We start from the raw sequence: 19,409 nt of genomic DNA on the forward strand, positions 1-19,409 counted from the left end.
CCAATTCGGATGAGTGGACGTTCATTCGGGGGCCATGATAGATTGGCGGTATTGCTTCTGGAGGCATGTCATGTGCGAAGTATTTGCCCGTCAGGATCCGCGCCGTTACCAGCCCGTCATTCGCAAGCTGCGGCTGAACGGCCAAAGCACGTCGATCCGGCTTGAACAAGCGTTCTGGGATATCCTGGACGAGATCGCGGCGGGCGAAGGCCGGACCACGACCGATTTTCTGTCCACCCTGCAATCCGAAGTCCTTGAATTGCACGGTGAGCCGGTCAACTTCACCTCGCTGCTGCGTTGCGCCTGCCTTGTTCAACTGGAATCGCGGGGGCAGGGCGCGCAGGACTTTCGCCGGGCCACGCTGGAAGTCGCCGTCGCGGTCTGAGCCTTTCGCGAAGCATTTCGCCGGAAACCCGGCGGGTAGCATCATGATGCTACCCCAGGGCCCGCGAAGCGTCGATACTGGTCGAAATGACTGGAAGGGACGCATTCATGGCCAAAATGATTCATTCGATGATCCGCGTGAAGGACGAGGCGCGCTCGCTTGATTTCTACCGCCGGGCCTTCGGGCTGGAGATTGCCGAGCGGCTGGATTTCGAAAGCTTCTCGCTGATCTATCTGGCCAATGCGGAAAGCAGCTTTGAACTGGAACTGACCGTCAACAAGGGCCGCGAGGAACCCTATGACCTGGGCAACGGCTATGGCCACCTGGCGGTCTCGGTGGATGACGTGGATGCCGAACACCGGCGGCTGGGCGAACTGGGCTATGCGCCCCGCAAGCTGGTCGATTTCGCCCCCGGCGGCGAGGTGATCGCGCGGTTCTTCTTCATCCGGGACCCGGACGGATACGAGATCGAAGTCCTGCAACGCGCAGGCCGATACCTCTAGGCAGGCACCCCGCCGGGAGGGCGGGACAACCAACTCAGGGAGGAAGACATGACTGTCACCACACCAACCCCCTCTGGCCATGCGGTCAGGGGGCTGACCCGGCGCGGCCTGTTGGCGCGCGCCCTGACCGCCGGCGCAAGCCTGGTCGTCGGCACCGGATTCGTCGCGGCGAGGGACGCGGCATGGGCCGTCGAAACCGTGGCGCTGAAGCCTGAAAGCATGGCGGTGCTGATCCGGATGGCCCGTGACATCTATCCCCACGACCGTATCCCGGACCGTTACTATGCGCTTGCGGTCAAGCCCCATGACGACCCCGAACAGGCCCGGATGATCGAGGACGGCGTGACGGCGCTGAACACCGTCGCACAGGCGCAGGGTTTCGATGGCTACCTGGATGCCGGATGGGAAAAGGACCGCGTCGCGATGCTGCGCGTGATCGAACACACGCCGTTCTTTCAGACCGTCCGCTCGGGGCTGGTGACGGGCCTTTATAACCAGAAGGAGGTCTGGCCCATCTTCGGCTACGAGGGCGAAAGCTTCAGTCACGGCGGATATCTGCACCGTGGTTTCGACGACATCGACTGGTTGTAAGGGGATAGGGTCATGGCTGACAATGTTGCAAAATTCGACCTCGACGACGCTTCGGTCGTGGTGATCGTCGGCACCGGATCGGGTGGCGGGGTGCTGGCCAACGAACTGGCGCAACGCGGCGTCAAGGTCGTCGCGCTGGAAGCGGGCGGGCGCTATCTGCCCGAGGATTACATCAACGACGAATGGGACAGTTTCGCGCAACTGAGCTGGGGCGACATGCGCACCACCTCGGGCGACTGGCGGGTGGCGCGCGATTTCTCGAACCTGCCCGCGTGGATCGTCAAGGCGGTCGGCGGCACCTCGATCCATTGGGCCGGGGCCTCGCTGCGCTTTCAGGAACACGAGTTCCGCGCGCGGTCCCATTACGGCGCGGTCGAGGGGGCCAACCTGCTCGACTGGCCGATCACGCTGGCGGATCTGGAGCCGTATTACGATCTGGCCGAGAAAAAGCTGGGCGTGACCCGGACAAACGACTGGCCGGGGCTGCCGGGCAATACCAACTATCTTGTGCTGGAAAAGGGCGCGAAGGCCGAGGGTTATGAAAAGGTCTCGACCGGGCATATGGCCATCAATTCGGTCGATCAGGACGACCGGCCCGCCTGCCAGCAGACGGGATTCTGTTTCCAGGGCTGCAAATGGGGTTCGAAATGGTCGGCCGCCTATACCGACATTCCCCGCGGCGAGGCGACCGGCAACCTTGAGGTGCGCGAACGCTGCCACGCCACGCGGATCGAGCATGACGACGATGGCAAGGTGACCGGCGTGCGCTATATCGACGCCGAGGGGACCGAGCGGTTCCAGCGCGCGCGGATCGTGTCGGTCGCAGGCAACTCGATCGAAAGCCCGCGCCTTCTGCTGGCCTCGGCTTCCGAGCGGTTTCCGAACGGGCTGGCCAACGGTTCGGGGCAGGTCGGGCGCAACTACATGCGGCACACGACCGGCTCGGTCTTTGCGATCTTTGAACAGCCGGTGCGCATGTGGCGCGGCACGACGATGGCGGGGATCATCCAGGACGAGGCCCGCCACGACCCCGAGCGGGGCTTCGTCGGCGGCTATGAGCTGGAGACCGTCGCGCTGGGCATCCCCTTCATGGCGGCCTTCATGGATCCGGGCGGTTGGGGGCGCGAGTTCACCTCGGCGCTGGACAGCTACGAGAACATGGCGGGCCTGTGGATCGTGGGCGAGGACCTGCCCCAGGAAACCAACCGCATCACCCTGAGCCAGGGCGCGAAGGACCAATACGGCCTGCCCGCCCCGAATGTCCATTACGACGACCACCCCAACGACATCGCCATGCGCGACCATGCCTATCGCGTGGGCGAAAGGATCTATCGTGCTGCGGGGGCCACGCGCATCCTGCCGACGCCGCCCTATCCCTCGACCCATAACCTCGGCACCAACCGCATGTCCGCGGACCCGCGCGACGGGGTAGTGAACAAATGGGGCCAGGCGCATGAGGTGGCGAACCTGTTCGTCTCGGACGGGTCGGTGTTCACCACCTCGGCAGCCGAGAACCCGACCCTGACCATCGTCGCGCTGGCGATCCGGCAGGCCGAACATATCGCCGCCGAAATGGAGAAGGGCACGCTCTGAACCCCGAGGCGGCCCCTGGTTCGGGCAGCGGCGATCTGCCCGAACGCGCTGCGGGGAATAGGGGTCTCATCCTGTCATGCCGCTTTGCCCGCGCTTCTTGTGGTCTGCGGCTTCGTCATGGTCTATGCAGCGGGCGCTGCCGGCAGGTTTCATGAAAGGACAGGACATATGCGCAAGATCATTTCCGTTTTCATTCTCGCGCTATCCACCGGCCCGGCGATATCGGATGAAGGGTCGAAACCCATTCGCGCAAACTCCATACAGGAATGCCGGGATAGGGGTTGCACGGAATTGGTCATCTATCCCTATGACGTGGACAATCTGGATGGGATCGAGGACCTGGCCGGATTGACCGAACTCAGGATCAATTCGACGAAAATAACCGACCTGACGCCGGTTGGCGGCCTTGGCAATCTGAAGCTGCTGGATATTTCCTATACCGGCGTGACTGATATCTCGGCTGTCAGCCAGCTTCCGATGCTGGAGGTGCTGCATATGTCGGATACTGCGGTTTCCGATTTCGAAGCATTGCGCGATCACCCGGCGATTCGGAAAATCAGGGCGCCCGGAGCAGGGGTAGACGACCTGTCTGCGCTTGCCACGCTGACAACGCTTGAAGATATACTCATGTCAAATCCGAAACTTTCCGATTTGACCCCGTTGCAGGCTGTCGATTCCCTTGAAAGCGTCTATTTCATGCCCTCGGCCATCGAGGATATAAGCCCGCTTGCCAATTTGCCGAAGCTGAAGTCCGTATATATCTGTAGCAGGGAGTTGACCGACATCTCGCCCATTGCATCCGCGCCGATGCTGTCGGATCTGACCGTGACCTGTAGCGCGCTTTCCGATATTTCGGCCCTCGACGGCATGTCCAGCCTGACGCGGATGGATATTTCCGGTTCGGGGTTGAAGTCGGTTCCGGAAACCCTTTCCCTGCCATCCCTGGAAATTGCCGTTCTTGGAAACCTTGGCCTTGATAATATCGAGTTTCTGAAAAACAGCCCGAACCTGAGGGCGCTGATCGTCGTCGGAACGGATGTCAGCGACCTGTCCCCCATCATGGACCACGAAGGTTTGCAAAGCCTGGTGATCGATGCCGCGTTGTCGCGGTCGCAGCAGGTCGGCCTGTTGCAGGACCGTGGCGTTCATGTGGATATCAACCCATGAACGCAAGGCGGCCCGGTCATGCCGCGGACAGGCCGGGCTGAACAGGGTGCGGCTTGCGCCCCTGGCTATCAATCCGGCAATGCGGCCAGGAATGCGGTGACGACGGCGGCAGAGTTGGCCGAGGCCAGCGCCATGAAGGTGCCCATCTCGTTCTCGCCCTCTCCTCCGCCGGCAAGGTCGGACAGCGAACGAAAGGCGATGAAGGGCACGCCGTTGGCGTCGGCGACATGGGCGACGGCTGCGGATTCCATGTCCAGCACGCGCGCCTCGAACGTCTGGAAGGTATATTCCCGGAACTCGGCGTTATCCATGAAGACCTGCCCGGATACCCCGTTTCCGCCCACATGGATTTGCGGCGCGGTGCCCAGGCAGGTGTTTTCCTCGACGCAATCCTTCAGGCTGAGGCCGGCGGCGACCTGTTCGGCTACCCCGAGCAGGGCCGGATCGACGGGGAACCAGAACCGGCTTTCGATTTCGCCGCCGCTGCGGGCGACCCCGACGGCGCGGGGAAAGATCATGCCGTGGTTGGGCAGGCTGGTTTCGATGAAGCCGGGCGGCACGAACCGGCCATCGACCTCGCGCGCGAAAACCGATTCGAGATACTGCCCCCATTGGTCGGGCACGACGACGTCGCCGATGTTCAGCGCGGGATCGACACCGCCCGCGATGCCCGAGAACAGGATGGAGCGGACCTCGAAACGGTCCAGCGCCATCTGCGTCGTCATCGCGGCGTTGACCATGCTGACGCCGGACAGGAACAGCACCACCTCCTTGCCTGCGATGCGCCCGGTGATGAATGTCGTTCCGTTCATCTCGGTTTCCGCGCGATCCGTCAGTTGCCGCTGCAATTCGATCCATTCCGGTTCAAAGGCCGAGATGACCGCGACGCGCGGCGTCTCGTCGGCGTGGACGGGCAGGGCAAGCAAGGCGGTGGCGGCAAGCGTCAGGTGAAAGCGCATGGGGATCTCCGGCGGATGGATGGCTGCCATTCTCATGGGTTGACGGCGCGTTGGCAATGCCGAAGCGGCCGCGGTCCCTCTGCCGCCGCCCTTGCCAAGCCCGGCGGCCCGGTGCAGCTTGCCGCCATGATATGCGAATCCGAAATCACCTTTGCGGGCAACCACCTGGACCGGGCCGATCATCTGCGCGCCGATGCCGCCGCGATGGCGCGGCTGCTGGCCGATCCGTCCAGCCGGGTTTCGCCCTTCTGGCATGGTCAGCCGCTGTTCGACCTGGGTGCCCAGGGCCCGCGCCTGGCCTGGCTGTCCTCTGCCGATCCGCTGATCGCCGAAGGACCCGAACCAGCGGTGTTCCTGGGCCTGGACGCGGGCGGGATCGCGCATTTCGCCGTTGATGTCTCGCATCTCGCACAGCCGGACGACACCCCGGCCGAACTGCCCGACAGCCGCATCTTCATCGAGCTGCGCACGGTCATGGCCGAGATGGACCATGCCGAGACCGGGATCGCCGCCGCCGCGAAAGGCATCTTCGAATGGCGGCGGGCGCATCGGTTCTGCGCCGGTTGCGGCGGGCGGAACGCGGTCAGCCACGGCGGCTGGCGCGCGCGCTGCGCGGCTTGCGGGCGCGAGCATTTCCCCCGTGTCGATCCGGTGGTCATCATGCTGGTCCTGGACGGCGACCGGGTTCTGCTGGGCAGGCAAGCGGCCTGGCCCGAGAGGATGTATTCCCTGCTGGCCGGTTTCATCGAGCCGGGCGAGACCATCGAGGATGCCGTCCGCCGCGAGGTCTCGGAAGAATCCGGTATCCGGGTGGGCGCGGTACGCTACCTGACCTCGCAGCCCTGGCCGTTTCCGGCTTCGCTGATGCTGGGCTGCGCGGGCCGGGCGGAATCGCGCCGGATCACCGTCGATCCGCACGAGATGGAGGACGCGATCTGGATCGGCAAGGCCGAGATCGCCGAGGCGCTGGAAGGCCGCAACGACCGGATCGTCCCCGCCCGCCCCGGCGCCATCGCCCGGACCATCCTGCAAGCCTGGGTCGAGAACCGCGTGCCGGGATTCGACTGACAGATACCGCCATGCGACCACCGCCGCTCCACCCCGGTGACGGGATCACCTCTGCCCCCGCCCCGCAGTTGCAGCGCACGAATGCCGCAAGCCGGATGCCGATCCCCTGGCGCATCCCTTGCCGGGTTCCCGCCTGAACATTCCGGCGGTCTCGGACTCAGCAGCGCCACGTCAGCCAGGCGCGACTGGCGACGGGCCGGGCAGGTGTTGCACAGGGCTTCATCCGGCAGAAGGCGGTTGTCCGAGGTTCGGCGGCCCGGCGTGCGCTGGCCGATTTCGGTCCGGCGACCGCGATGTCCATAGCTCATCCCGGAAAGGCCGGGTTTTGGATGCGATCCCGTCCGATATCTCAAGCCCATGAAAACCTTCGCCCATGTTGGAAGCCGCTGTGCGCCAAAGTGCTGGTTGCTTTCGCTGCATGAACCTATGCTCGGCCGAGAATGCCGGGGCAAGGAAGGATGATGATGGTGGAATATTACGCGCATAGCGGCCTTCGCATGGATCGGAGCGATTGGCAGATGTTGCCCGATCATCTTGAAAACACGGCCTTATTGGCAGCGGAACGCGCGGCGCCCCTGGGGTTGCGGGCATCGGCGCATATGGCTGGTCTTTTCCACGATTTCGGCAAATACGACCCGGCCTTCGATCGCGTCCTGAACGGCGAGAATGTCCGGGTCGATCACTCGACAGCGGGGGCCGCGCTGCTTTACGCCCGCGCGCCCCGGGGCTTGCGTGCCTGCGCCGAACTGATCGGTTACACCATTCTGGGCCATCACGCGGGCCTGCCCGACCGCCGGAACGCCGACAGCAGCATGGAGCGCCGGCTTGACGCCTTTCATGACCCGATCGCACCCCGGATTTCCGGTGCGGCAGATCCTGATTTCACGCCCGTGGCCAGGGAACTGGCTGCGTTGATGCGCACTGGCTCGGCCCCTTTCGATCTGTCGGTCGCCGCGCGCATGGTGTTTTCCTGCCTGGTTGATGCTGATTTCCGCGACACCGAAGCCTTCTATGATGCGCTGGAGGGCCGGCAGCGGGATCGCGACTGGCCCGTGTTGGCCGATCTGCTGCCGGAATGGCGGCGCATTTTTGACGCGCATATGGCCGGGTATTCCCGGGAAGGCCCAATTAACCGCCTGCGCGCCGACATCCTGGCCCATGTCCGCCAAGGCGCGGCCATGCCGCCGGGGCTGTTCACCCTGACAGTGCCCACCGGCGGCGGCAAGACGCTGGCCTCGCTGGGTTTCGCGCTGGATCACGCGGCGCGTTACGGACATCGCCGGATCATATATGCAATCCCCTACACATCTATCATAGATCAGACTGCGGGTATTTTCCGCGGCCTTTTCGGCGATGCAGTGCTGGAGCATCATTCCGCCATCGACGACGAAAAGGCTGCGCCGGAGCGCAAGGACAAGCTGCGCCTTGCGATGGAGGACTGGGCCGCGCCGCTAGTGGTGACGACCAATGTGCAATTCTTCGAAAGCCTGTTCGCCGCGCGCCCCTCGCGCTGCCGCAAGCTGCACAATATCGCCGGTTCGGTGATCGTTCTGGACGAGGCGCAGGCCCTGCCGCGCAAGCTGCTGATGCCCGCCCTGCGGATGATCGACACGCTTTGCGCGCATTACGGCTGTTCCGTGGTGCTTTGCACAGCCACCCAACCCGCCTTCGACAGCCGCCAGCTGAAGCAGGGTCTGCCGCTGGAGGGTCGCGAACTGGCCCCGGGTCCGGCACGGCTGGCCCTGGAACTGCGCCGCGCCCGGATCGTGCAGGGCGGCGAGATGGACGACGATGCGCTGATCGGTGCCTTGCGCGACACGCCGCAGGGCATGGTCATCGTCAACAGCCGCGCCCATGCACTGGAGCTGTTCAATGCCGCGAAGGCCGCCGGGCTGGATGGGCTGATCCACCTGACCACGCGGCAATATCCGGTGCATCGCCGCGCCATTCTGGACGATATCCGCGCCCGGCTCAAATCCGGCGCACCCTGCCGCCTGATCGCCACCAGCCTGATCGAGGCGGGCGTGGACCTGTCCTTCCCCAGGGGCTGGCGTGCCGAGGCGGGCCTGGACAGTTGCGTGCACGGGGGCGCGGATCGAAACCATGTCATTCGCATCACTGAGGTGCGTACGGAGAGTGTCGCCCCCTCACGGGGGCGCGGATCGAAACACCGCCCCATCGAAGGCCACCAGATCAAGGCCGGGTGTCGCCCCCTCACGGGGGCGCGGATCGAAACTTTCGGAATGAGTCCAGGCACCTCTCGTCCGACCTGTGTCGCCCCCTCACGGGGGCGCGGATCGAAACCCACACTGACCCGCAGGACCGGATGATGCCGCCATGTGTCGCCCCCTCACGGGGGCGCGGATCGAAACAAGCCCCTTCCCACCTTCTGCCAGCCCAAGGGCGAGGGTGTCGCCCCCTCACGGGGGCGCGGATCGAAACTGCGAAGTCAATCGGGACCGCCTGACCGGCGGCGGAAGTGTCGCCCCCTCACGGGGGCGCGGATCGAAACGCGCGCCGAGGGGTTGTAATCGACCAAATCCGCAGGTGTCGCCCCCTCACGGGGGCGCGGATCGAAACTACGAGATCCGCGATCCGGGTGTGTCGCGCCCGCGCGTGTCGCCCCCTCACGGGGGCGCGGATCGAAACGCTGTGGCTGTGCTACCGATTGATCGTCATTCCGGGTGTCGCCCCCTCACGGGGGCGCGGATCGAAACCCTTGGTCGCATTGGCCAGATCAGCGCGGGCGGTGTCGTGTCGCCCCCTCACGGGGGCGCGGATCGAAACCTGTGGCGTTGTTGTGGCTGGCAGGGTTGCCCCCGTGTCGCCCCCTCACGGGGGCGCGGATCGAAACCGCGCTGGCGATTTGCTCCAGCCCATAGAGGTCGTGTGTCGCCCCCTCACGGGGGCGCGGATCGAAACGAACGGGCGGGCGATCTGACCATGTGCGAGCAGGTCGTGTCGCCCCCTCACGGGGGCGCGGATCGAAACCTTGATGATATCTGTCATTGCAGGTCCTTTCTGCCGTGTCGCCCCCTCACGGGGGCGCGGATCGAAACGCCGGACTGCTGCGCCGCCGCGAGGGCGCCGGTGTGTCGCCCCCTCACGGGGGCGCGGATCGAAACAGGACCATGTTCGGACAATCACGCACCTGCGGACGTCGCCCCCTCACGGGGGCGTGGATCGAAACCACCATGCCGAACGCTTCAACCGCGAGGTCACCAGTCGCCCCCTCACGGAGGCGTGGATCAACTGGTCGGTGACCCCCTTCCGAAACCCGAGCACGCATTCCCGACCTTTACGACAGCTCAGATCGAGGCTGTCACCCCGTCATGACCGATCCCACGCGCGGGGTGCCGCTGTGGCCTGCGCAGGAACGGGCGCAGGATTGGGGATCCGATGCGTGGTCGCTAGCGGGGCGATGGCTGTGGTCCGGTTGCGGCCCAGCCGGCCGGGGTCCAGCGCAGGGGGGATTTCCTTTCCAGCGCGCCGCCCAGGTGCCTTCGCATCAGGTAGGACGCTTCAAGCACCTCGTTGCGGTCAAGCGCGTCCAGGATTTGCAAATGGTCCGAACATTGGATGCGCAGCCTGCTGCGATCGACATTGGCGCGGTATTCCAGCAGGCGCCGCATGCGGTTGATGCGCACCAGCGACATGTGCAGGAAGGGGTTGCCGGACATGCGCAGCAGTTCCTCGTGGAAGAGCGAGCCGTTTTCCAGCAGCCGCTCGGCGGGAAGGCTGGCGATATCGGTTTCCAGCATCCGCTCTTGTATGCGGCGCTGTTCGGACAGGATCCCGCGGTCCAGCCGGAAGCCGGGTTCCAGCATTCCCGCAGGCTCGACGATCATGCGGAAGCGATAGATCTGCTCGAACGCCTCGGGCGTCTTGGCGACCGGCAGCAGGCGCCAGCCATAACCCTGTTTGCGCTCGGCCCAACCCTCGCGCGAGGCGCGCATCAGGATGTCCAGCACCTGTGTGCGGGTCAGCCCATAGCGTTCACGCAGCATCTGTTCGGTGACATCGGCCTCGATCCGGTCGTCGATCCAGTCGTCGGCCAGCGAATAATAGGCCCGGTTCGCCTCGCGGGGCAGGGGGTCGCTGGCCTTCAGGACCTCTTGCGGGGCCGCGCAGGTGAAAAAGCCGCGATTGGGGATCTGCTTGATGATCTTCTGCCGGCAAAGCAGCGCCAGCGCCTCGCGCACGGGCGAACGGGAAACCCCGAACTGATCTGCCAGGCCCTGCGTGACCAGCTTCGTTCCCACCGGCAGGTTCTTGCCGAGGATGTCGTCCCGGATGCGCCCGGCCAGGCTGAGAACCAGGGGCGTCGCCGCCGGGGGTCGGCTGTCTTCTGCTGCGTCTCGCATCCCTGCCTGCCGACGTTTTTCCTTCAGACAGGATACAGATGAATTTCATGCACGACAAATCCAAAATTATGATTGCTTTTATGGCTAAGCAAAGCCAATCTTGACCGCAGCCGCCATGATTCGACAGGCGGCAGAAGGGAGAAGATGGATGCGTTTCCTCGTCTTGCCGTGCGACGGCATCGGGCCTGAGATTACCAAGGCTACAATGGAGGTTCTCGAAGCGGCCAATGCCCGTTTCGGATTGGGGATCCAAAGCGATCATGAGGATGTCGGTTTCCCCAGCCTTGAGAAATACGGCACGACCCTGCGCGACGAGGTGATCGAAAAAGCCAAAACCTATGACGGGATCATCCTTGGCCCGCAATCGCATATGGACTATCCGCCGCGCGACCAGGGCGGGCCGAACGTCTCGGGCGGCTTCCGGGTGCGGCTGGACCTCTATGCCAATATCCGGCCCGCGCGGACCCGGCCCTTCCTGCCCGGCAAGAAGATGGACCTGGTCATCATGCGCGAGGCGACCGAGGGCTTTTATCCCGACCGCAACATGTTCAAGGGCCTGGGTGAGTTCATGCCGACCGAGGACGTGGCGCTGTCGATCCGCAAGCTGACCTCGAAGGGCTGCGAGCGGATCGCGCGCGAGGCGTTCAAGCTGGCCATGCGGCGAGGCAGGAAGGTGACGGCGGTCCACAAGGCCAACAACTTCATCATCACCGACGGCTTCTTCATGGACTGGGTGCGCAAGGTCCACGAGGATTTCCCCGAGGTCGAACTGAACGAGGTCATCATCGACGCGATGGCGGCGCATCTGGTGCGCGATCCGTCGCGCTACGACGTGATCGTCTCGACGAATTTCTATTCGGACATCCTGTCGGACCTGGCGTCGGAACTGTCGGGCAGCCTGGGGCTGGCGGGTTCTATCAACGCCAATGCCGAAACCGGGCGGGTCTGTGCGCAGGCTCAGCACGGATCGGCGCCCGATATCCAGGGCCAGAACATCGCCAATCCCTGTTCGCTGATCCTGTCGGTCGCGATGATGCTGAGCTGGCTGGGCGAACGCAATGGCGACGAGGCGTTGATGAAGGCGGGCGCGGAAATCGACCGCGCCGTGGATGCGGTGCTGGAAAAGCCCGAAAACCGCACCCGCGATCTGGGCGGTTCGGTCGGGACGGACGCCTTCGGTGCGCTGGTCGCGGCCGAGGTGGCGCGTCCGGCGGCCTCTTCCGGGGTCTGAGCGAACAACCCTCGCGGAGCAGGGAGGAAGGCTTCGCGAGGGCAAGGCGGAACGGCTTCCGTTCCGAAAGGGCGACGGCAGGCCGCGCCGCAAGCCCGTGCCGCTTGTCGAAATTCAGGGAGGAATGACGATGAAACTCACAAGACGCGCGTTCGCGATCACCAGTTGCGCCCTGGCCCTGGCAGCCGGGGCAGGGTGGGCGCAGGATATCCCCGACGGCTATCCCGAGGATTACGCCCAACTGGTCGAGGCCGCCAAGGCGCAGGGCAGGGTGGTGATCTATACCTCGACCGACATGGCCCAGGCGCAGGCGATGCTGGATGCCTTCACCCAGAAATACGGCATCCAGATCGAATATAACGACCTCGGCACCAACGGCGCCTATAACCGCGCGATTTCCGAGGCCGCCGCGAACCAGATGAGCGCGGATATCGTCTGGAGTTCGGCGATGGACCTTCAGGTGGTGCTGGCCGCCGAAGGCTATGCCGAGACCTACGCCTCGCCCGAGGTGGGCAACCTGCCGGATTGGGCGGTCTACAACGACCAGATCTATGCCACCACGGTCGAGCCGATCGGGATCATCTACAACACCGGCGCGATTTCCGAAGACGAATTCCCGCGGAGCCGCGCCGACCTGATCGCCTATCTCAACGACAATCAGGATGCGCTGCGCGGCAAGGTTGCGTCCTTCGACCCGGAAAAGAGCGGCACCGGCTTTCTGCATCATACCAACGACGTCGAGCAGACCGACGATTTCTGGGACCTGGCCAAGGCGATGGGCGCGGTCGATGTGCGCACCTATTCCAGTTCCGGCTCGATGCGCGAAACCGTGGTGTCGGGCGAAAACGTGATGGCGATCAACATCATCGGCTCTTACGCGCTGGAATGGGTCGAGGACAGCCCGAACCTCGGCGTGGCCTTCGGCGACGACTACACCGCCGCCTTCTCGCGCCTTGCGCTGCTGACCAAGGGCGCACCGCACCCCGAGGCGGGCAGGCTGCTGATCGACTTCATGCTTTCGCAGCAAGGCCAGTCGGCGCTGGCGGCGGGTGGGCTGCCCTCGGTTCGCAACGACGTGAGCGAAGGGCTGGATATCGAATCCCTTGGCGAACGGGTCGGCGGCAATCTCAGGCCGATCCCGGTCAGCGAGGAACTGCTGAACTACATGGCCCCGCAGAAGCGCGTGGAGTTCTTCCGCGAATGGAACGCCGCCATCAAATGATCCGCGGCGGGTGTCGCGGCCATGCGCCTGCGGCACCCACCCTTGCAGGACGAGTAACGACATGAACGCCAATTCCATTCCTGCCGGGCGGGCAGGGCCGGGGGACGGCATTCCCACCCCGCCGCCGAAGATCCGCCACCGGGGCGATGCCCGCCTGTATCGCGCCATCACCATCGCCCTTCTGGCCATCGCCGTCATGGCGCCGGTAGGTCTGATCATCTATCAGAGCTTTCTGGACGGACCGTTCTTCAGTCCCCGTTCGACGCTCGGCCTCAGCGCCTATGGCTATGTGCTGACCGACCCGATGTTCTGGGAAGCACTGTGGACCACCACCGTCTTTGCGTTCGGCATGGTCGCGATCGCGGTTCCGCTGGGCGGGTTGCTGGCCTTCCTGCTGACCCGGACCGATATCCGGCTGAAGCGGACGCTGGAAATCCTGGTGCTGGTGCCGATGTTCATCTCGTCCATCGTGCTGGCCTTCGGCTATACCGTCTCGGTCGGGCCATCGGGCTTCGTGTCGATGTGGATGCGCAGCGTCCTGGGCTTCGTGCCGTGGAACCTCTATTCGCTGCCCGGCATCATCCTGATCGCCGGTCTCAGCCATGTGCCGCATGTCTATCTCTATGTCTCGGCGGCGATGCGCAACCTGCCCTCGGACCTGGAAGAGGCCGCGCGCACGGTCGGGGCCAGCATCTGGCAGGTCTCGCGCGATGTCACCCTGCCGATGGTGCTGCCGGCGCTGATCTTTGCTGCCGCGCTGAACCTGCTCTTGGGCTTCGAGACCTTCGGCATTCCGCTGGTGCTGGGCGATCCGAACGGGATCCTGGTGCTGACCACCTATATCTACAAGCTGACGACGCTGTTCGGCGTGCCGACCTATCAGCTGATGGCGGTGGTCGCGGTGGTGCTGATCCTGATCACGCTGCCGCTTGTCTTCTTCCAGCGCCGCCTGCTGCGCAACAGCCGCCGCTACGCCGCGCTTGGGGGCAAGGGCGCGCGCGCGACTCCGCTGAAGCTGGGCGCGCGGGGACAGGCCATCGCGCTGTCGATCATCGGCTTCTGGCTGTTCGTGTCGGTCATCCTGCCCATCGGCGGCATCACCGTGCGCGCCTTCGTCAGCGCCTGGGGGCAGGGCATCAACCTGTGGGATCACCTGACGCTGGCCAATTTCGACCGGATGCTCAGCGTGCCCAGCCTCAGCCGGGGGATCGTGAACACGCTGCTGCTCAGCGTCCTGGGCGGGGCTGCGGCGGTGTTCCTCTATCTGCTGATCGGCCTTGCCGGGCATCGCAACACCGGCCATAGCAACACGGTGCTGGACTATATCGTACTGCTGCCGCGCGCGCTGCCGGGGCTGGTGGTCGGCCTGGCCTTCTTCTGGGTGTTCCTGTTCGTGCCCTTCCTGACCCCGCTGCGGCCGACGCTGATCGCGCTGTTCGTGGCCTATATGATCGTCGGCCTGTCCTATGGTCTGCGGCTGCTGCAGGGGACGCTGATTCAGGTCGCACCCGAGCTTGAGGAATCCGCCCGCACCACCGGCGCTACCATCGGGCGCACCTGGCGCGACGTGGTCATTCCCATTGTGCGCCCCGGCCTGGCCGGCGCATGGGCGCTGATCATGATCATCTTCCTGCGCGACTACGCCACCGGCGTCTACCTGATGGGTGCGGGGACCGAGGTGATCGGCTCGCTGATGGTAACCCTGCTGCAAACCGGGGCGATGGATACGATTGCCGCGCTGGCCTTCATCTCGATCATCATGACCGCCGCCGGCCTGACCCTTGCCCTTCGACTGGGAGCGAAAATCCATGACTGAACTCATCGTCGAAAATGTCCAGAAATGGCTGGGCGGCCTTCAGATCCTGAAAGGCGCCTCGCTGAGCGCCGAGCGCGGATCGATCATGGCGCTGCTGGGTGCCTCGGGTTCGGGCAAGACCACGCTCTTGCGCTGCATCGCGGGGCTGGAACAGCCCGAGATCGGCCATATCAGGATCGGCGACAAGGTGGCGCTGGACAGCGAAAAACGCATCCAGTTGCCGCCCGAACAGCGCAATATCGGGCTGGTGTTCCAGTCCTATGCGCTGTGGCCGCACCGCACCGTCAAGGAAAACGTGGGCTACGGCCTGAAGCTGCGCGGCGTCAACGCCGCCGAGACGGGCAAGCGCATCCAGCATATTCTGGACCGTCTTGGCCTTGGCCATCTGGCTGACCGCTATCCCAGCCAGTTGTCGGGCGGGCAGCAGCAGCGGGTCGCGATCTGCCGGGCGCTGGTCTATGAGCCGCGCGTGCTGCTGCTGGACGAGCCGCTGTCGAACCTCGACGCCAAGCTGCGCGAAGAGGCGCGTTACTGGATCCGCAAGCTGATCCTGGACCTGGAGATCTGCGCCATCCTTGTGACCCATGACCAGACCGAGGCGCTGGCGGCGGCCGATCACATCCTGCTGTTGGAAAATGGCCGCATCGTGCAGGACGGTTCCCCGCATGACATCTACACCAACCCGACCAGCTTCTATGCGGCGGATTTCCTTGGCGCGAACAATATCGCGCGCGGCAAGGTGCTGACGCTGAACGGAAACGAGGTCCTGCTGGGTGGCGACGGCTGGCAGTTGAACGGCGCGGTGCGCGATCCGGCGGGACTTGCGCCGGGCGCGGATGCGCAGGCGGTGATCCGGGTCGAACGGGTCCGCGTTCTTCCCGAACCCGGTGCGGGCCGGATCGAGATGCAGCTTGACGACAGCCTCTATCTGGGCGACCGCTGGGAATACAGGCTGCGGCGCGGCGATTTCGCGCTGAAGGCCCACGGAGCGCACAGCCTGCCGGCCGGTCGCGTCTATGCCGATATCCCGCCCGAACATGTCTGGGTGTTTCCCGGACAGGCCGCCTGACTTCGGCGCTTTCCAAGGACCCCGCCATGACCACCCGCATTGCCCTGATCCATGCCACCCCCGTCGCCGTCGATCCGATTCATGCCGCCTTCGCGCGCGGCTGGCCGCAGGCCGCGCCGATCGACATCATGGATTACAGCCTCGCGCCCGACCGGGCCGCCAGCGATACGTTGACCCCCGCCATCGCCCAGCGGATCGGGGCGCTTGCCCGCTACGGCGCCAGCACCGGGGCGCGGGCGGTGCTGTTCACCTGCTCGGCCTTCGGCAGCGCCATCGAGGCGGCGGCAGAGGCCAGCCCGGTGCCGGTGCTGAAACCCAACGAGGCGATGTTCCAGGCCGCCATCCGCGCGGGCGGGCGCGTCGCGATGATCTATACGTTCCCGCCCGCCGCCGCCTCGATGGAGGCAGAATTCCGGGCCGAGGCCGCACGGCTGAACCCCGGCGCCAGCCTGACCCCGATCCCGGCCCCCGGCGCCATCGAGGCGATCAGGGCGGGTGATATCGCCACCCACAACCGGCTGGTGGCCGAGGCCGCACAGGGCCTGACGGGTTTCGACGCGATCACGCTGGCGCATTTTTCGACGGCCAATGCGCTGGACGCGGTGCAGGCGGTGACGGAGACCCCCGTCTTTGCCAGCCCCCCGGCGGCGGTCGCGAAGCTGAAGGCGATGCTGGACGAATAGGCCCGCGCAAGAACAAAGGGGGAAGCCATGCTCATCGGGGTGATCGCGGACGATTTTACCGGGGCGAGCGACATCGCCAATACGCTGGCCAGGGGGCATGCGGACAGCCCCGGCCTGCGTGTGGTGCAATATATGGGCATTCCCGACCGGCTCGCCGATCCCGGCGTCGAGGCCGGGGTGGTGTCGCTGAAAAGCCGCTCGATCCCTGCGCCCGAGGCGGTGCGGGATTCGCTGGCCGCGCTGGACTGGCTGCTGGCGCAGGGCTGCCGGCAGATCGTGTTCAAATATTGCTCGACCTTCGATTCCACGCGGGAAGGCAATATCGGCCCGGTGGCGCAGGCGCTGGCCGAGCGGCTGGATGCGGGCGGCGTGGTCGTCTGCCCGGCCTTTCCGACGATGGGGCGGACGATCTGTCAGGGGCACCTGTTCGTCCATGACCGCCTGCTCAGCGAAAGCGGGATGCAGGACCACCCGCTGACGCCGATGACCGACCCGGATATCCGCCGTTGGCTGTCCCATCAGGTGCCGGGGCCGGTCGGGCTGGTGCCTGCGCCGGTCGTGCGGCAGGGCGCAGATGCGATCCGGCGGGCACTGGCCGACAGCGGCGCCACGCTGGCCGTGGTCGATGCCATCGACGATGGCGACCTGATGGCGATCGGCCGGGCCGTCGCCGGGGCACGGCTGGTCACCGGCGGGTCGGGTATCGCGCTTGGCCTTGCGCGCAACTTCCCCGGTGCGGGTCAGGGCGATGTGGCGCAGCACCTGGTGAACGAGGGGCCGGGCGCGATCCTTGCCGGAAGCTGCTCGGGCATGACGCGCCGCCAGATCGAGGCGCACCGGCGCACTCATCCGGTGCTGGAGATCGAGGTCGAGGCGGTGATGCAGGATCGCCTGGGTGCCGGCGAAGTCGCCGCTTTCCTGCTGGATCGCCTTGGCGCGGCGCCCCTTGCCTTTTCCTCGGGCGATCCCGCGCAGGTGGCGGCGATGCAGGCACGCCACGGGCGCGAGGCGGTGGCCGCCCGGCTCGATGCGCTTTTCGGCGATGTGGCGCGCCGGCTGGTCGCGGCGGGCGTCGGGCGGCTGGTCGTCGCGGGGGGCGAGACCTCGGGTGCGGTGGTCTCGGCACTGGGCATCGGCGCGCTCGGGATCGGTCCCGAGATCGCGCCGGGCGTGCCGGTCCTGATCTCGGCGGACGGCCTGTCGCTGGCGCTGAAATCGGGCAACTTCGGGGGCGAGGATTTCTTCGTCCGCGCATTGGACGTGATGAAAGGCGAACCATGACCCAAGACGAACTGCGCGAGGAACTGGTCCGCCTGTCGCGCTCGCTTTACGACCGCGGCTTTTCGGTCGGTTCGGCGGGCAATATCAGCGTGGCGGTGCCGGACGGCTGGCTGATGACGCCGACGAATTCCTGCCTGGGCTTTCTCGACGCCGACCGCATCTCGCGGCTGGACCGGAACTGGAACCATGTCGGTGGCGACAAGCCCTCGAAAGAGGTGTTCCTGCACCGCGCCTTCTACGAGACCCGCCCCGACACCGGCGCGGTGGTGCATCTGCATTCGACCTGCGCGACGGCGCTGTCCTGCCTCGACGATGTGGACCCGCAGGATGCGATCCCGCCGCTGACCCCCTATGTGGTGATGCGCGTGGGCCGCGTGCCGCTGCTGCCCTATGTCATGCCGGGCGATCCGGTCTCGGGCGATCTGATCCGGGGGCTGGAGGGACGGCATGCCGCGGTGCTGCTGGCCAATCACGGCCCGGTCGTTTCGGGCCGGGACCTGCGTTCTGCGGTTCATGCCGCCGAAGAGCTTGAGGAAACCGCAAAGCTTGCCATCCTGCTGGCGGGCCGGGGGGTGCGGCTGTTGAAGGATTCGGATATCAAGGCGTTGAAGGCCCGTTATGCCGCCATGCGATAGGAGAAGCGAGATGTTCGACGTTCTGGCCCCGACCGGGGAAATCCGCGTCGCGATTGCCGTGGGACCGACCAAATCCGCCGTCTGGACCCGCATCCCGGAAGGCGGCGCCGAACCCGAGGGCGTCACCGTCGATCTGGCCCGCCGCATCGGCGAGATCACCGGCCTGCCGGTGCGGCTGGTGCAACTGTCCAGTTCCGCCCGGATCATCGCCACCGCAAATGACGGGATCTGGGACCTGTCCTTTGCCCCCGTCGACGATGCGCGGCGCGAGGTGGTCGATTTCGGCCCGGCCTACCATGTCGGGGAAAGCAGCTATCTGGTGCGCGCGGACAGCCCCTTTGTCCGGGCCGGGGACCTGCATCGCGCCGGTGTCACGATCATGGGCGTGGACGGGACCGCGACGATCCGCTCGGCCCGGAAGGCGGCGGCCGGGGCGCAGGTCACGGGCGCGGCGACCCTGCCCGAGGCGGTCGCGGCGTTCGAGGCCGGGGATTGCGACGCGCTGGCCCTTGGCCGCCTGGCGCTTGACGACCTGCTGCGGCGCCTGCCCGGCACGCGCATCACCCAAGGCAACTTCCATATTGCCCAGACCGCAGTCGCCATCCCCAAGGGCCGCCCCGAGGCGCTTGCCGCCGCCAGCGAGCTGATCGCGCGGATGAAGGCCGAGGGCACGGTAGCGGGCAGCTTCCGCCGGCATGGCATGGCGGATGCGGTCATCCCGGAAACCCCGGACCAGACATCCGCGAATTCGCCTGCATGAGCGCCACGGACAAGAGGCGCGGCATCGACGCCGGGCACGGCGATATGCGGAAACGGGTTTCCGGCCCGGCCCTCGGGCCTTG

General features: G+C 65.6%; 16 protein-coding genes, 1 pseudogene and 1 CRISPR repeat array. Of the genes and pseudogenes, 15 read left to right on the top strand and 2 right to left on the bottom strand.

The window, feature by feature from the left end:
* Positions 1-70: 70 nt before the first annotated feature.
* The 5 genes from Q0O97_RS03450 to Q0O97_RS03470 all read left to right on the top strand — a co-directional run bounded on the left by Q0O97_RS03450 (position 71) and on the right by Q0O97_RS03470 (position 4,239).
* Positions 71-385 (top strand): ribbon-helix-helix domain-containing protein, encoded by a 315-nt coding sequence (locus Q0O97_RS03450; RefSeq protein ID WP_294924894.1) that lies wholly within the window; start codon positions 71-73, stop codon positions 383-385.
* 107 nt (positions 386-492) lie between these two features.
* Entirely contained in the window at positions 493-888 is a 396-nt protein-coding gene (locus Q0O97_RS03455; protein WP_294924895.1) for a VOC family protein, read from the top strand.
* 48 nt (positions 889-936) lie between these two features.
* The gene (locus tag Q0O97_RS03460) at positions 937-1,479 is read left to right on the top strand and encodes a Twin-arginine translocation pathway signal (protein ID WP_294924896.1); all 543 of its coding nucleotides are present in this window, start codon (positions 937-939) and stop codon (positions 1,477-1,479) included.
* Between the two features lie 12 nt (positions 1,480-1,491).
* Complete coding sequence (locus Q0O97_RS03465; protein ID WP_294924897.1) at positions 1,492-3,072, top strand: GMC family oxidoreductase; 1,581 nt, start codon at positions 1,492-1,494, stop codon at positions 3,070-3,072.
* A gap of 168 nt (positions 3,073-3,240) precedes the next feature.
* Entirely contained in the window at positions 3,241-4,239 is a 999-nt protein-coding gene (locus Q0O97_RS03470; RefSeq protein ID WP_294924898.1) for a leucine-rich repeat domain-containing protein, read from the top strand.
* A gap of 68 nt (positions 4,240-4,307) precedes the next feature.
* Here the strand turns inward: Q0O97_RS03470 and Q0O97_RS03475 are convergent, their stop codons facing one another.
* Positions 4,308-5,198, bottom strand: coding sequence for a 5'-methylthioadenosine/S-adenosylhomocysteine nucleosidase (locus Q0O97_RS03475; protein ID WP_294924899.1), 891 nt, complete (start codon positions 5,196-5,198; stop codon positions 4,308-4,310).
* Positions 5,199-5,324: 126 nt separating this feature from the next.
* On the opposite strand from Q0O97_RS03475, the gene nudC reads away from it, so the two are divergent.
* Complete coding sequence (nudC, locus tag Q0O97_RS03480) at positions 5,325-6,266, top strand: NAD(+) diphosphatase (protein ID WP_294924900.1); 942 nt, start codon at positions 5,325-5,327, stop codon at positions 6,264-6,266.
* A 518-nt stretch (positions 6,267-6,784) separates the two neighbouring features.
* Positions 6,785-7,870 (top strand): annotated as a pseudogene (locus tag Q0O97_RS17460) (CRISPR-associated endonuclease Cas3''); the annotation flags it as partial.
* A 465-nt stretch (positions 7,871-8,335) separates the two neighbouring features.
* Positions 8,336-9,521: direct repeats of the CRISPR family, unit length 33 nt; unit sequence GTGTCGCCCCCTCACGGGGGCGCGGATCGAAAC.
* A gap of 155 nt (positions 9,522-9,676) precedes the next feature.
* On the opposite strand, the gene Q0O97_RS03495 reads toward Q0O97_RS17460, so the two are convergent.
* Entirely contained in the window at positions 9,677-10,630 is a 954-nt protein-coding gene (locus Q0O97_RS03495) for a GntR family transcriptional regulator (protein WP_294924908.1), read from the bottom strand.
* A 148-nt stretch (positions 10,631-10,778) separates the two neighbouring features.
* Here Q0O97_RS03495 and Q0O97_RS03500 point away from each other — a divergent pair, with 148 nt between their 5' ends.
* The 8 genes from Q0O97_RS03500 (at position 10,779) to Q0O97_RS03535 (ending at position 19,327) form a co-directional block, all read left to right on the top strand.
* A complete protein-coding gene (locus tag Q0O97_RS03500) occupies positions 10,779-11,861 on the top strand; it encodes an isocitrate/isopropylmalate dehydrogenase family protein (protein WP_294924911.1) in 1,083 nt (360 codons plus the stop codon).
* Positions 11,862-11,991: 130 nt separating this feature from the next.
* Positions 11,992-13,083 carry an ABC transporter substrate-binding protein gene (locus Q0O97_RS03505; protein ID WP_294924914.1) on the top strand — a complete coding sequence of 364 codons (1,092 nt, stop codon included), beginning with the start codon at positions 11,992-11,994 and terminating at the stop codon, positions 13,081-13,083.
* Positions 13,084-13,144: 61 nt separating this feature from the next.
* On the top strand, positions 13,145-14,899 hold the full coding sequence (locus Q0O97_RS03510) for an iron ABC transporter permease (RefSeq protein WP_294924917.1): 1,755 nt from the start codon (positions 13,145-13,147) through the stop codon (positions 14,897-14,899).
* A complete protein-coding gene (locus Q0O97_RS03515; protein WP_294924920.1) occupies positions 14,892-15,968 on the top strand; it encodes an ABC transporter ATP-binding protein in 1,077 nt (358 codons plus the stop codon). The genes Q0O97_RS03510 and Q0O97_RS03515 overlap by 8 nt, the downstream gene beginning before the upstream one ends.
* 26 nt (positions 15,969-15,994) lie before the next feature.
* Complete coding sequence (locus Q0O97_RS03520) at positions 15,995-16,651, top strand: aspartate/glutamate racemase family protein (RefSeq protein ID WP_294924923.1); 657 nt, start codon at positions 15,995-15,997, stop codon at positions 16,649-16,651.
* Positions 16,652-16,678: 27 nt separating this feature from the next.
* Positions 16,679-17,932 carry a 3-oxo-tetronate kinase gene (gene otnK, locus Q0O97_RS03525; protein WP_294924926.1) on the top strand — a complete coding sequence of 418 codons (1,254 nt, stop codon included), beginning with the start codon at positions 16,679-16,681 and terminating at the stop codon, positions 17,930-17,932.
* On the top strand, positions 17,929-18,567 hold the full coding sequence (otnC, locus tag Q0O97_RS03530) for a 3-oxo-tetronate 4-phosphate decarboxylase (protein WP_294924929.1): 639 nt from the start codon (positions 17,929-17,931) through the stop codon (positions 18,565-18,567). Before otnK ends, otnC begins: the two co-directional genes overlap by 4 nt.
* A gap of 10 nt (positions 18,568-18,577) precedes the next feature.
* Positions 18,578-19,327, top strand: coding sequence for a transporter substrate-binding domain-containing protein (locus tag Q0O97_RS03535; protein WP_294924932.1), 750 nt, complete (start codon positions 18,578-18,580; stop codon positions 19,325-19,327).
* The last annotated feature ends 82 nt before the right edge of the window (positions 19,328-19,409 follow it).

Origin of the sequence: uncultured Paracoccus sp., assembly GCF_945915435.1 — a bacterium.
In the GTDB taxonomy this organism is placed as follows: Bacteria; Pseudomonadota; Alphaproteobacteria; order Rhodobacterales; family Rhodobacteraceae; genus Paracoccus.